This window comes from Jeotgalibaca arthritidis, assembly GCF_011100465.1.
Lineage (GTDB): Bacteria > Bacillota > Bacilli > Lactobacillales > Aerococcaceae > Jeotgalibaca > Jeotgalibaca arthritidis.
Map to the genome: position 1 here is coordinate 1,422,752 of NZ_CP049740.1, position 12,969 is coordinate 1,435,720.

At 39.8% G+C, this 12,969-nt stretch carries 12 protein-coding genes; all 12 read left to right on the top strand.

Annotated features, from left to right (window positions below):
• Positions 1-2: 2 nt before the first annotated feature.
• The 12 genes from G7057_RS07280 (at position 3) to gatA (ending at position 12,957) form a co-directional block, all read left to right on the top strand.
• Positions 3-707, top strand: coding sequence for an ABC transporter ATP-binding protein (locus G7057_RS07280; RefSeq protein WP_166162395.1), 705 nt, complete (start codon positions 3-5; stop codon positions 705-707).
• Positions 708-710: 3 nt separating this feature from the next.
• Entirely contained in the window at positions 711-1,367 is a 657-nt protein-coding gene (locus G7057_RS07285; protein ID WP_166162397.1) for a CBS and ACT domain-containing protein, read from the top strand.
• A gap of 128 nt (positions 1,368-1,495) precedes the next feature.
• The gene (locus tag G7057_RS07290; RefSeq protein WP_166162399.1) at positions 1,496-1,897 is read left to right on the top strand and encodes an SMP-30/gluconolactonase/LRE family protein; all 402 of its coding nucleotides are present in this window, start codon (positions 1,496-1,498) and stop codon (positions 1,895-1,897) included.
• 194 nt (positions 1,898-2,091) lie between these two features.
• Positions 2,092-2,628 (top strand): hypothetical protein, encoded by a 537-nt coding sequence (locus G7057_RS07295; protein ID WP_166162401.1) that lies wholly within the window; start codon positions 2,092-2,094, stop codon positions 2,626-2,628.
• Between the two features lie 30 nt (positions 2,629-2,658).
• On the top strand, positions 2,659-3,537 hold the full coding sequence (locus tag G7057_RS07300) for a M15 family metallopeptidase (protein WP_166162403.1): 879 nt from the start codon (positions 2,659-2,661) through the stop codon (positions 3,535-3,537).
• Between the two features lie 33 nt (positions 3,538-3,570).
• Positions 3,571-4,194, top strand: coding sequence for a glycoside hydrolase family 73 protein (locus G7057_RS07305; protein ID WP_166162405.1), 624 nt, complete (start codon positions 3,571-3,573; stop codon positions 4,192-4,194).
• A gap of 34 nt (positions 4,195-4,228) precedes the next feature.
• Positions 4,229-5,338: an ATP-grasp domain-containing protein gene (locus G7057_RS07310; RefSeq protein ID WP_166162407.1), complete on the top strand. Its 1,110-nt coding sequence runs from the start codon at positions 4,229-4,231 to the stop codon at positions 5,336-5,338.
• Positions 5,339-5,601: 263 nt separating this feature from the next.
• Positions 5,602-7,875: a DNA helicase PcrA gene (gene pcrA, locus G7057_RS07315; protein WP_166164147.1), complete on the top strand. Its 2,274-nt coding sequence runs from the start codon at positions 5,602-5,604 to the stop codon at positions 7,873-7,875.
• A gap of 62 nt (positions 7,876-7,937) precedes the next feature.
• Positions 7,938-9,983, top strand: a complete 2,046-nt coding sequence (ligA, locus tag G7057_RS07320) for an NAD-dependent DNA ligase LigA (RefSeq protein WP_193566117.1) — start codon at positions 7,938-7,940, stop codon at positions 9,981-9,983.
• Positions 9,976-11,103, top strand: a complete 1,128-nt coding sequence (locus G7057_RS07325) for a CamS family sex pheromone protein (protein WP_166164151.1) — start codon at positions 9,976-9,978, stop codon at positions 11,101-11,103. Before ligA ends, G7057_RS07325 begins: the two co-directional genes overlap by 8 nt.
• Positions 11,104-11,197: 94 nt before the next feature.
• Positions 11,198-11,503, top strand: a complete 306-nt coding sequence (gatC, locus tag G7057_RS07330) for an Asp-tRNA(Asn)/Glu-tRNA(Gln) amidotransferase subunit GatC (protein WP_076767287.1) — start codon at positions 11,198-11,200, stop codon at positions 11,501-11,503.
• Positions 11,500-12,957 carry an Asp-tRNA(Asn)/Glu-tRNA(Gln) amidotransferase subunit GatA gene (gene gatA, locus G7057_RS07335; RefSeq protein ID WP_166162409.1) on the top strand — a complete coding sequence of 486 codons (1,458 nt, stop codon included), beginning with the start codon at positions 11,500-11,502 and terminating at the stop codon, positions 12,955-12,957. Before gatC ends, gatA begins: the two co-directional genes overlap by 4 nt.
• Positions 12,958-12,969 lie beyond the last annotated feature (12 nt).

Genomic DNA, 12,969 nt, shown 5'->3' on the forward strand with positions numbered 1-12,969 from the left:
CAATGCTGAAAGTAAATAATCTGTCCGTCCAATATGGCATGATTCAAGCTGTTAAAGATGTCTCTTTCGAAGTGAATGAAGGAGAAATTGTCACACTAATCGGTGCAAACGGTGCTGGGAAATCAACCATTCTACGTACTCTGTCTGGGCTAGTTCGTCCAACAGCTGGTAGCATTGAATATTTAGGACAAGACATTACCAAAACACCTGCTCGTAAAATTGTAGAACGACGTCTCATCCAAGTACCAGAAGGCCGTCATGTTTTCAAAGGGCTAACGGTCCAAGAAAACTTAGATTTAGGTGCCTTTACACGAAAAGGAAAAGATGGTTTAAAAGAAGATTTAGATAAAATTTTTGAACGTTTCCCTATTTTAGCAGAACGTCGTAATCAGGATGCGTCAACCCTATCAGGTGGCGAGCAACAAATGTTAGCGATGGGACGTGCCTTAATGTCTCAACCTAAATTGTTGTTACTCGATGAGCCCTCAATGGGACTAGCGCCAATCTTTATTAAAGAAATCTTTCGAATTATTCAAGATATTCAAAAGCAAGGAACAACTATTTTACTAATTGAGCAAAATGCCAAAGTGGCTTTGGAAATTGCGAGCCGCGGATACGTGCTTGAAACAGGCAAAGTGGTCTTGTCGGATACAGGAGAAAACTTGTTGAAGAGCGATGAGGTTCAAAAAGCATATCTAGGAGGGTAATGAATGGATGTCAATAGTTATATGTCAAAAGAGTTAGTTACAATTGCTCCAAACACTAAGATTTTAGACGCTTTAGATTTAATGAAAGAAAACAAGATTCACCGCCTACCCGTTGTGGAAGATAATCGTTTAATCGGTTTAATTACAGAAGGTGTCATCGGTCGTAATACACCGTCAACGATGACCAGTTTAGATATGCATGAAGTCAACTACTTACTTAATAAGACTAGTGTAGCTGACATTATGGAAAAGAAAATCATTACCATTAATAAAGAAGCTTTACTCGAAGAAGCGGCTTTGAAGATGCGCCAAAACAATATCGGTGTGTTACCAGTTGTTGAAGGCAGTGACCAACTTGTTGGGATCATTACCGAAAAAGATATCTTTGAGGCCTTTATTGATGTATTAGGATTTTACACACCGGGCGTGAGAGTGGTTATTAATATTGCTGAAGACCGCAAGGGTGTCCTTGAAGAAGTGACCAATGTTTTTTATGAAGCAGGTATCAGCATCCAACAAGTTGCTGTTTACCGCAAAACCGATAAAATTCAAGTCGTGATTCAAGTGGAAAGCGATGATGTAACGGCTATTCAAACGAGCCTAGAAGCTAAAGGCTATGAAATTGGATCTATTATGTATAAAGAAGCGACAATCGCTTAATACTAAAAACAGCAGTTTGGGACTTATTCCAGACTGCTGTTTTCTAATTTGGAATGTAAGGGCCTTCATTTGATATGTGGGATAATATCAGTATAGTAGAGATAGGCAAAAAGAGAGGAATGACGAAGATGTATCAGACGTTTGAACCAGAACTTGTTTATTTTGCACAAAACGGCTTGTTGGAAGGTCCAGTATGGGATAGTCAGAATCAACTGCTTTATTTTGTATCCATAACGGATCACGTGATTTATGTTATGAACGAACAGACAAAAGAAATTAGAACATACCTCACTTCGGGGCCAGTTGGCGCAGCTGTTCTCTACGGAGAACATGAGTTATTATCTGCTGAAAAAGAGGGTATCTTTAAAATTAATAAAGAGACAAGTGAACGAACCTTTTTATGCCAGCCTAATCAGGATGAACGTTTACGCTATAACGATGGTAAGCTTGATCCAAAGGGGCGATTTCTAATCGGTAGCATGGGCTATAATCAAACGGTTGAAAACGGAGCAAGCCTTTATGTTGCCTAGGTGGCGAACACTTAAACGACCTTTATATTACCACGGCCAAGAAAGACGGCGAGCCCTTATCAGGTGGTTTGTTTAAAGTGAAACTCAGATAAGTCGCTCTTAAATTTTTTTGTAAGAATGAGGCTATAAGCTGTAGGATGCACGCAATGGGTGTTATAATAGTGACATATCTATAGTTTGAGGAGGCGTTTTGATTGAATCAAGCATTGGTTACGATCGTTCTACATGCTATTAAAGAACAGTATGTGAGTGAAAAAGCTTTTTATTCTGGACAACTAGGGATCTCATCACAAAGTTGGGATCGTTGGAAAAAAGGAGAACATGGACTGAAACCTGATAATATGCAGATTGTAGCGAAACTATTTTCTGATTATGAGTGGATGTTAGTCCAAAAGGTATCACGTAACGCAGAGATACTACCAGAAGTAGCGGATGATCCGGTAAGAGAATATCAATTCTTAAAGTACCAGATTGCTAAAAAATGGTTGACGACTGGTATAGCTGCTGTAAAATGGAAAAATGTTGAAGAGACTAATACGGATCAACCGATTCGTAAGCCGTCAGTCACATCTTTACGATTAGAAACAAACTATGATTTTTGGAGTTATAAGGACATTATTGACCTCAGACTTCCAAGTGTTATTCGTCAACAAATTGAAACAAAGAAAGTGGACTTACTAGAGTGGTTTGAAGATAATGACCCTGATAGTATCCACACATTGCAACCGTAGCGAGTCAAGAAATAGAAGAGGGATTTAAAAATGGCTGGAAAGCATCGACGTAAAAATCGAAAAAGAAATCGAAACAGAAATTATATATTTACGATACTGATTGTTTTACTATTAGGAATTACCGTATTGCATTCCTGCCAGAATAAGACAACACCTAATCAAGAAACCGTTATAAATAATAGTCAACAATCCGAAGTGGTTGAAGAAGAAACGAGTCATGAGTCAATCGACAGCACACTAACTGAGAAGGAACAACTCGAGCAACAACTTGTCCCCACACCAGATGCTAATGTCGATGATTGGAATTTAATGCTCGTTAATCGGGAAAACCAACTAAGCGATAATCCGGTCTTTGACCAATATATCACCTATGAAGGCAAACCCATTGATGCTAGAATTGCAGATGCCTATGAACAAATGGTGGCTGACGGGCGAGCGGCAGGTATGGAATTTATATTAATATCCGGTTACCGCTCGATTGAAAGCCAACAAAGCAACTATGATTCTGTCTATCAAACTTATATTAACCAAGGCTATTCAAGTGAAGAAGCGATAAGCAGAACAGAAGCCTATATTGCCTTGCCGCATGCCAGTGAGCATTCGACTGGTTTGGCAGTTGATATTACAGAGCCTACGCTCGCTAGCACAGGAGACGGTTTAGTAGAGGCATTTGAGGAAACAGCTGAGGGACAATGGCTAGCAGAAAATGCAGCCCACTATGGCTTTATTTTACGTTACCCTAAAGGCAAAGAAGCGATTACCTTTATTGCTTATGAGCCTTGGCACTTCCGCTATGTTGGTGTTGAAAATGCCTTGTATATAAAAGAAAATGAGTTAACTTTAGAAGAATACATTGAGATTTTGAAAGAGAATGACGCTATTCAGCAGCAAATCTCCGAATTAGAATAAGCATCACGTGTGTAAAAAAGCCAGGAGGAAGTAATGGCCAAAAAAAAGATAAAGAGAAGAAGCAAAAAAGAGATTCAAGCATTAAAGAAAAAAATAGTGCAGTTTCTTTTTGGTGTGTTAATCATTTATATGGCTGGCCATGCTTTAGCTACGCAATTTTCTGCTTTTAGTAGTCAACGCCAGATTGAGAAAACGAGCAATGATGGCGGCTTTATTGAAACAATTGCCCCCATTGCCCAAGCTATGCAAGATCGCTACGGTGTTCGCGCTAGTTTGAGTATTGCTCAAGCTATACTAGAATCGGATTGGGGTTCCAGTGATTTAGCTGCTCATTATAATAATCTCTATGGTGTAAAAGGTGGCGAGAATGATTCCGTTGTCGCACTGGAAACACTAGAATTTTACGATGGTGAGTGGTTAACGATTACCGCTAATTTTAAAGTCTATGAAAATCTGGCGGCTTCGATTGAAGATCATGCTGTATTGATGGTAAATGGGACAAGTTGGAATCATGAACTCTACCACGGTGTCATTGAAGCGAATAGCTATGAAGAAGCCGCCCATGCCCTTCGCGAAGCGGGCTATGCAACAGACCCAGACTACCCCCAAAAACTGATTCAAGTGATTGAAGAACATGAACTCTATAAATATGATTAAGTTGTAAATGATGACAGGCAATTGAGGTGATAAAATGGCAAAAACACGATTACCAGGACAAAGAATTGGCATAATCGGTAGTGGGATGACTGCCTATTCTTTACTTCTAGAAGCAAAGCGAATGGGCTATCATTCTATCCTTTTAACAGATAAACCTGACCAGCAGGTTGCTAAGTTGGCAGACCAAGTGATGGCAGGCAGCTTAATGGAAACGGAGAAATTGATTGACCTAGCCAATCAGTCTGATGTGTTAGTATTTGAATCAGATCAAGTTGATACCGAACCATTAGCTAGTGTTAAAGGTTATTTACCTATGCCCCAATTATCAGACATGCTATCAATTACACAGGACCGTTTGATTGAAAAAGTATTTTTAGAATCCTTAAATATCAATGTGACGCCTTATGCAACGATTACTAGCTTAGAGGACTTGCAGGAAGCTGTAAAATCAATTGGCTTTCCTTGCGTTTTAAAAGCCATTCGGGTCGAAGCTAATCAAATACCGAATATGGTTTTATATAGTGAAGAAGACTTTTATCATGCTGAACGAATGCTAAAAACCGGAAGCTTGCTGTTAGAGTCTTGGGTTGCCTTTGATAAGGAGTTAACGATGACAGCAGCTGTGGATGCGGATGGTCAGGTTAGTTTATTTCCTTTAGTAGAAAAGGTTGTTGGCGATGGCAAGTTGCTGGCTGTACATGCGCCGGCTAGAGTATCGAATGATGTTAATCAGGCTGTTCAAATGATGGCACACGCTGTCGCAGGTGGGATGGCATTAGTTGGCTTAGTGACTATCGAATTGTTTATGACGCCTTCGGGAATGCTTTATGTCAAACGAGTAGGTGTTAATCCTCAAGAAGCCAACCATTTTCTAAGTGAAAGTTGTGCGTTTTCTCAATATGAAGCCTTAATTCGCTTAGTCTGCCATTTACCGCTGCCAGAATTAACACCACAACGCGCTGTTACTATTCGCTATCTTTACCGCGAACAGTTGGATGTATTTAAAGAGCATTTTCCGCTTCATCCAGAGTGGAAGGTAACCTTTTATCCGAGTGATAACGAAAAAGCCAACAAAGCAATCGGTTATGTGGTTGCTCAAGTAGACCATATTGAAGATTTCGACCGAAAATGGGAATGGGAGTAAACTTTACAAATACTTTACATTCTTTTAACGGTTAATCAATGAAGGTGGGGTATATTAAATGTACCCAAACCCTTCATTGGTTTCCCACAATAACCATGAATGGCTCCAGCTAGTTTCTAGCTGGAGTTTTTTTTGTTTTTAGGCCCACTATTGCCCTTTAAAGCTTAATAAAAATTTAGTCGTTTCGTTGCCCATAAAGTTGTAAAATGATAGACTAAAGCATGATGCATACAACTAGAAAAAAGCTTGTATCAACAGAAAGGATGGCCGTCGTGCAAGAACAGAAACTATTGAATGGGATGAATCCTAGACAAAAAGAAGCTGTAGTGGCTACAGAAGGGCCATTACTCATTATGGCAGGGGCAGGAAGTGGTAAAACTCGCGTTTTGACTCACCGAATGGCATATTTACTACAAGAAAAATTGGTAAACCCCTGGAATATTTTAGCAATAACCTTTACTAATAAGGCCGCTAATGAGATGAAAGAACGGGTTATCCGTTTAGTCGGCACTGCAGGCAATGACATGTGGGTCTCAACCTTTCACTCCATGTGTGTCCGCATTCTTCGTCGCGAAGCTGAAAAAATTGGCTACAGTAAAAACTTTACGATTTGTGATCAAAGTGAAACTGAAAGTCTTATGAAACGAATTATAAAAGACAAAAATCTCGATCCTAAAAAGTTTGAAGCGCGCGCAATTTTAGGTAAAATTTCAACCGCAAAAAACGAACTACTGACACCCGAAGAATATGCTAATATGGCAGCTGGCAACTACTTTGATAATATTGCAGCAGAGTGTTATCAAGCCTATCAACGTGCTTTAGAAAATGCACAGTCTATGGACTTTGATGATTTAATTATGTTAGTGGTGAAACTCTTTGAAAAAGATGCTGAGACATTGGCTTATTACCAACATAAATTCCAATATATTCACGTTGATGAGTATCAAGATACCAACTATGCTCAATACCGTTTAGTTAATTTAATTGCTAAAAAACTACATAATATTTGTGTGGTTGGGGATGCTGATCAGAGTATTTATGGTTGGCGTGGGGCTGATATGTCGAATATTTTAAACTTTGAAAAAGACTATCCTAATGCCAAAGTTGTTTTGTTAGAGCAAAACTATCGCTCAACAAAAAGTATTCTTCAAGCGGCAAATAATGTCATTAAAAATAACAGTAACCGCCGAGATAAGATGCTATGGACAGATAATGATGACGGAGAATTAATCCATTATTACCGTGCCCAATCAGAGCATGATGAAGCGCGCTTTATTGTCTCAACCATGTTAGACGCTGTTCGAGAGCAGAAACGTCAATATGGTGATTTTGCTATTCTCTACCGGACCAATGCCCAGTCTCGTGTTATTGAAGATACACTGGTTAAATCAAATATTCCTTATAAAATGGTTGGCGGACATAAGTTCTACGACCGTAAAGAGATTAAAGATGTGATGGCCTATCTTCGTTTGATTGCCAACCCAGCTGATGATTTGAGCTTTAACCGCATTATTAATGTGCCTAAACGTGGAATTGGTGCAGCGAGTTTGGAGAAGTTGTATCAGTTTGCTAATGTTTACAATTACTCTTACCTAGAAGCAGCCCAAAATGTTCCTTTGTCACCTTTAACAGGTAAAGCAGCTAAAGAGACCGCTAAATTCGCTCAAATGATGGTGCAATTACAAAAACAAGCTGAATTTTTAACGGTTACACAAATTGTTGAAGAACTGTTAAAACAAACGGCCTATATTGAACGTCTAAAAGAAGAGAATACGCTAGAATCTGAAGCACGAATCGATAATATTAACGAGTTCCTCTCTGTGACACAAGAATTTGAAAAAATGCAAGAAGACGCTGATTTAACAACTTTCTTAACGGACTTGGCTCTTGTATCTGATTTAGATCAAGTTGAAGAAGTACCGCAAGAAGAAGTGACCTTAATGACCTTGCATGCAGCTAAAGGACTGGAATTCCCGGTTGTCTTTGTCATTGGCGTTGAGGAAGGGATTTTCCCATCCTTCCGTTCATTAATGGAAGAGTCTGATATGGAGGAAGAACGTCGTTTAGCCTATGTTGGGATTACACGTGCAGAAGAAAAATTATATTTAACCAATGCTTACAGCCGTCTCTTATATGGACGGACTCAAAACAATCCACCATCGCGTTTTATTGAAGAGATTGGTGATGACTCTTTAGAGTATGCTAGTCAAGTGAGGAGCGCCTCATTTAGTAGTCAACAACCAGCGACGACTTACCGTCAACGCTGGCAAAATGATCGCTACGACCGTGCCTTTAGTGAAGCTCAACCTGCTCCAAAAACACCTGCCAAGCCCGTTCAACAAGTCAACCAGACAGGAAACAGCGGTGCTGACAAGTTAGCTTGGCGTGTGGGTGACAAAGCAAGTCATAAAAAATGGGGAACCGGTGTCGTTGTTCAAACAACTGGCGAAGGAGATGGCCTTCAATTGGATATTGCTTTCCAAGGCGTCGGAATTAAACGATTATTAGCATCCTTTGCACCGATAGAAAAAGTCTAAAGAGATTAGGAGGGAAAAGACAATCTGCCAGTTTGTTAACAAGCTGTGGATTCTCTTTGCAAATCAAAATGAAAAAATTAACTTTAATAGAAGCTGAAAAACGCGTAGCAGAATTACGTCAAAGCTTACAAACATACAGTCATGCCTATTATGTTCTGGATCAACCACTTATTTCTGATGCTGAATATGACAAGCTTTACCATGAATTAGTTGCTATCGAAACCGATTATCCAGAACTGATCACTAAGGAATCCCCAACCCAGCGCGTTGGTGGGCAGATTTTACCCGGATTTGAGAAAGTTAGTCATGATGTGCCGATGTTGAGTCTTGGTAATGCCTTTAATAAAGAAGACTTACTGGCTTTTGACCAACGGGTGAAGAAGCTAACCGATCAACCGATTCGCTACATTTGTGAATTGAAAATTGACGGCTTAGCGGTTTCGCTTCGTTATGAAAATGGTGTTTTTGAAAGAGGAGCAACTAGAGGAGATGGCGTTATTGGTGAAGATATTACGCAAAACTTGCGTACCGTCAAAGCCATTCCCTTACGCCTTAACAAGCCTTACTCCTTTGAAGTAAGGGGCGAATGTTATATGCCCAAAGCGTCATTCGCTAAGTTAAATGAAGAACGCGATGAAAAAGGACAAGATATTTTTGCCAATCCAAGAAATGCTGCAGCAGGTTCGCTGCGTCAATTGGATTCTCGTGTGACGGCCAGGCGTAACTTAAGTATCTTCCTATATGGAGCGGCAGATTTTGCTGAATTAGCTGTTGAGTCGCAATCTCATCTGCTAAAAGAGTTAGCTGAACTGGGATTACGAACGAATCCACAGCACCAAGTCTACGAATCAATGGAAGATGTTTGGACTTTTATCGAAGAGATGACGACCAAGCGACTAGACTTGTCTTATGATATTGACGGCATCGTGATTAAAGTGGACCAGTTTACTGCTCAAGAAGAAATTGGCTATACCGTAAAAGCACCACGCTGGGCAATTGCTTATAAATTTCCAGCTGAAGAAAAAGAAACGCTGCTTCGTGACATTGAGTGGACAGTTGGCCGTACAGGCGTTGTCACACCAACTGCTGTGATGGACCCTGTGTTTATCGCAGGTTCAACCGTGCAACGAGCGAGCTTACATAATGTGGATTTATTAAAAGAGAAGGATGTCCGCTTAGGTGACACGGTTGTGATTCATAAGGCTGGCGATATTATTCCTGAAATTTTACATGTTGTTTTAGATAAACGACCAGAAGATAGCGTCCCTTATCCGATTCCTGAGCGCTGTCCAGATTGTGACAGTCAGCTAGCTCATTTGGAGGAAGAAGTAGCATTACGCTGCTTGAATCCTAAATGTCCTGCTCAGATGAAGGAAGGATTGTCTCATTTTGTCTCCCGTAATGCGATGGACATTAGCGGATTAGGTGTGAGAGTTGTGAGCCAAATGTATGAAAAAGGACTCGTTAAAGACTTGGCAGACCTCTATACATTGACTATGGAACAATTGCTTACCTTAGATAAAGTAAAAGAAAAATCAGCGACTAATATTTTAACGGCTATTGCTGAAAGTAAGAGTAATTCAGTGGAGCGATTAATTTTTGGTTTAGGTATTCGTAATGTTGGTTCAAAAGCAGCTCGTATGCTGGCGGAAGCCTTTGACAGTATCGATAACCTCATGACTGCTACTAAGGAAGAGATAGCAGCTATTGAAGGCTTTGGTGATATTATCGCCGAGAGCGTGGTTGCTTTCTTTAGCCTAGAGGAAGTGCATGACTTGATTGAGTCCTTCCGCAGTAATGGTGTTAACTTGACCTTTAAAGGCAGACGACCTACAGCGACTATTAGTGAAGAAGCATCGGTTTGGGCAGGCAAGACTGTCGTTCTAACCGGTAAGTTGACACGTTATAACCGTCAGGAAGCCACAGAGATGATTGAAAGCTTAGGCGGAAAGGTAACCGGTAGTGTTTCAAAGAAAACAGACATATTGGTTGCTGGAGAAGATGCAGGTAGCAAATTAACCAAGGCCCAGTCACTTGATGTTGCCGTTTGGACGGAAGAAGAGATGCTACAGCACTTAGAAAGAAGTGAAACAAGTGAAAATGAATAGAAAAACCTGGCGAATAGCCCTATTAGGAATAACCTTAGTCAGCTTAACAGCCTGTACGCAGTTAAGTGAATCAGAACCAATCAGTCAAAAAGCCCCCGATACTGTACCTGCAGAAACCACGTCTAACCAATTGTCCAATGATTATTATCGAGCTTTAATTGTTGATGGTAAGTATCAGACTAGCCAAAACCGTGGTGTCAGCCTCAATTTAAATTCAAGTATTAATATGAAAGACTTTGAGTCAGAGTTATTAGACATTTCAAAAAATGTGTTTTCAACGAATGAGTATTTTTTCCAAGAAGGTCAAATTATTACGGCAGATACAGCAACTGAGTGGTTGGGAAGAAAATCAGAAGATAATCCCAATGGGCTGAACCCAGAAGGAAACGGCGAAACTGATCCCGACAAACGTATTCCTATTTATTTGTCTCAAATCCTTGAACAAAACTATATGATTCAAACCGAAAAGGGCTTTGAGTTAGGTGGGATTGCGATTGGTTTAGCGATGAATGCCACGGATTACTATAGCGTTAAAAATGAACAAGAGTTGATCAATAACTATGAACAAGAATTAAACCAAGAAACAGTTATTGAAAATGCTAAAAAATACGGCAATGAGATTGTGTCTCGTTTACGCTCTGTAGAAGGACTAGGCGATATTCCAATTGTCGTTGGGATCTTTGTTCAATCAGAGCAAGATAGTTTAGCAGGTGGCCTGTATACGCACGAAGGCTTGTCATCAAGTGGTAACAAGATAGAAGAATGGGTAGAGCGCAATGATAAAAAAGTGCTGTTTCCCAATTCTGTCGAATCTGAAGATGCATCACACTTTGCTAACTTTAAAAACGAAATCCAAGAATTTTTCCCTAATTTAAGTGGGGTAACGGGTGTCGGTCGTTATTCAAATAGCCAGTTACAAAGCTTGGAAATTAATATTATGACCCAATTTTATGGCGTAACGGAAATGATTGCTTTTACCCAACAGGTGACTGACGCAGCCACTCAATATTTGCCACAACAAGCTGCGATTCAAATTAAAATTCAGTCTATTGATGGTATAGAAGCCTTTTTATCACGAAACCAAGGCAGTCAGACCTTTAATTTCCATATTTTTGAATAGAAAAGTGAACATTAAAGAGGAAGAGGGCTACTTTTGTGCTAGAATAGAGCAGAGTAGCAATCATAAGAATTGATGAACGAAAGAGGGGAAAACAATGGCAATTACTGAAGAAGAAGTACGCCATGTAGCGAAATTATCAAAGTTAGAATTTCGTAGTGATGAGATTGAAGCCTTCACTAAAGGACTAAGTGATATTATTGATATGGTTGAACAATTAGATGAAGTTGATACAACTGATATTCCTGTCACAACGCATGGTTTTGAATTGAAGAACGTATTGCGTAAAGATATTGCTGAAAAAGGTACCGATCGTGACCTATTATTTAAAAATGTAAAAACCGCAGAAGATGGCATGATTCAAGTACCAGCTATGATTGACGGTGAGGAGGAAGGCGCATGAGTATCTTCGATCAAACAATTAGCAGCCTACATGAAGGACTAGTTAACAAAGAATATACGTCAGTTGAATTAACAAAAGCAGCGTTTAAACGCATTGCTGAAACTGATCCTAAAGTGGATGCATTCCTTGCTTTAAATGAAGAGGAAGCATTAAAACAAGCAGTAGCAGCTGATGAAAAAGGCTATACAGCAGAAAATATTTTAAACGGAATTCCCTTGGCGATTAAAGATAACATCGTGACTGATGGCTTAACAACAACAGCAGCAAGTCGTATGTTAGAGGACTTTGTTCCGATTTATGACGCAAACGTTGTGTCTCAATTGAAAGCAGCAGGAGCTGTTAACGTTGGTAAATTGAACATGGATGAATTCGCAATGGGCGGATCAACCGAAACATCTTACTTTAAAAAGACTAAAAACCCATGGGATCTAACAAAAGTTCCTGGTGGTTCTTCAGGTGGATCAGCTGCAGCTGTTGCATCAGGAGAAGTATTAGCATCTCTTGGAACGGATACAGGTGGATCAATCCGCCAACCAGCAGCCTTCAATGGTCTTGTTGGGATGAAACCAACTTATGGTCGTGTATCACGCTATGGTTTGATTGCTTTTGCATCAAGTTTAGACCAAATTGGACCATTGACTCGTAATGTCACTGATAATGCGATTATGCTTGAAGCAATTAGTGGTTATGACAAACGAGATTCAACAAGTGTTAAACTAGAGGTTCCAAAATTCAGCGCTAACTTAAATGGTAAAGTAGCGGGTATGAAGATTGCTCTACCAAAAGAATACTTCCAAAATGGTGTATCTGAAGAGATTCAAGAAGCCGTTAAAAAAGCTGCTCGCCAATATGAAGAAATGGGCGCAATCGTTGAAGAAGTGTCACTTCCGACACTATCATACGGTATTCCTGCTTACTACATTATTGCGTCTTCAGAAGCATCATCAAACTTGCAACGTTTTGACGGTGTTCGTTATGGTTACCGTTCTGAAAACTCAAGTACGCTTGAAGATATGTATGTTAACAGCCGTTCAGAAGGCTTTGGTATGGAAGTAAAACGTCGTATCATGCTAGGAACATTCTCATTGAGTGCTGGTTTCTATGATGCTCACTTTAAGAAAGCAGGACAAATTCGTACCTTAATTAAACGCGACTTTGCTCGTATTTTTGAAGGTTATGACTTTATCCTAGGACCAACCACAACAAAAACAGCTTACGGCTTGGGAGAGAAATTCGAAAAAGACCCAGTTGAAATGTATATGTCAGATTTATTGACTGTTACTGTTAACTTGGCTGGTGTTCCGGCGATTTCCGTACCGGGTGGTTTTGCAGAAAATGGCATGCCGATTGGTATTCAATTGATTGGGAACTATTTTGAAGAAGAAAAATTATACCAAGCTGCATTTGCACTAGAACAAGCAAATGACTACCATACAAAACACCCAAACCTGTAGGAGGAAACTGAG

What these genes read in the sequence shown, in the direction of transcription:
- G7057_RS07300 (WP_166162403.1), top strand. Translation starts at nt 2,659, where the DNA reads ATGGCTGGAAAGCATCGACGTAAAAATCGAAAAAGAAATCGAAACAGA.
- G7057_RS07305 (WP_166162405.1), top strand. Translation starts at nt 3,571, where the DNA reads ATGGCCAAAAAAAAGATAAAGAGAAGAAGCAAAAAAGAGATTCAAGCA.
- gatC (WP_076767287.1), top strand. Translation starts at nt 11,198, where the DNA reads ATGGCAATTACTGAAGAAGAAGTACGCCATGTAGCGAAATTATCAAAG.
- G7057_RS07285 (WP_166162397.1), top strand. Translation starts at nt 711, where the DNA reads ATGGATGTCAATAGTTATATGTCAAAAGAGTTAGTTACAATTGCTCCA.
- G7057_RS07290 (WP_166162399.1), top strand. Translation starts at nt 1,496, where the DNA reads ATGTATCAGACGTTTGAACCAGAACTTGTTTATTTTGCACAAAACGGC.
- pcrA (WP_166164147.1), top strand. Translation starts at nt 5,602, where the DNA reads ATGGCCGTCGTGCAAGAACAGAAACTATTGAATGGGATGAATCCTAGA.
- gatA (WP_166162409.1), top strand. Translation starts at nt 11,500, where the DNA reads ATGAGTATCTTCGATCAAACAATTAGCAGCCTACATGAAGGACTAGTT.
- G7057_RS07310 (WP_166162407.1), top strand. Translation starts at nt 4,229, where the DNA reads ATGGCAAAAACACGATTACCAGGACAAAGAATTGGCATAATCGGTAGT.
- G7057_RS07325 (WP_166164151.1), top strand. Translation starts at nt 9,976, where the DNA reads ATGAATAGAAAAACCTGGCGAATAGCCCTATTAGGAATAACCTTAGTC.
- G7057_RS07280 (WP_166162395.1), top strand. Translation starts at nt 3, where the DNA reads ATGCTGAAAGTAAATAATCTGTCCGTCCAATATGGCATGATTCAAGCT.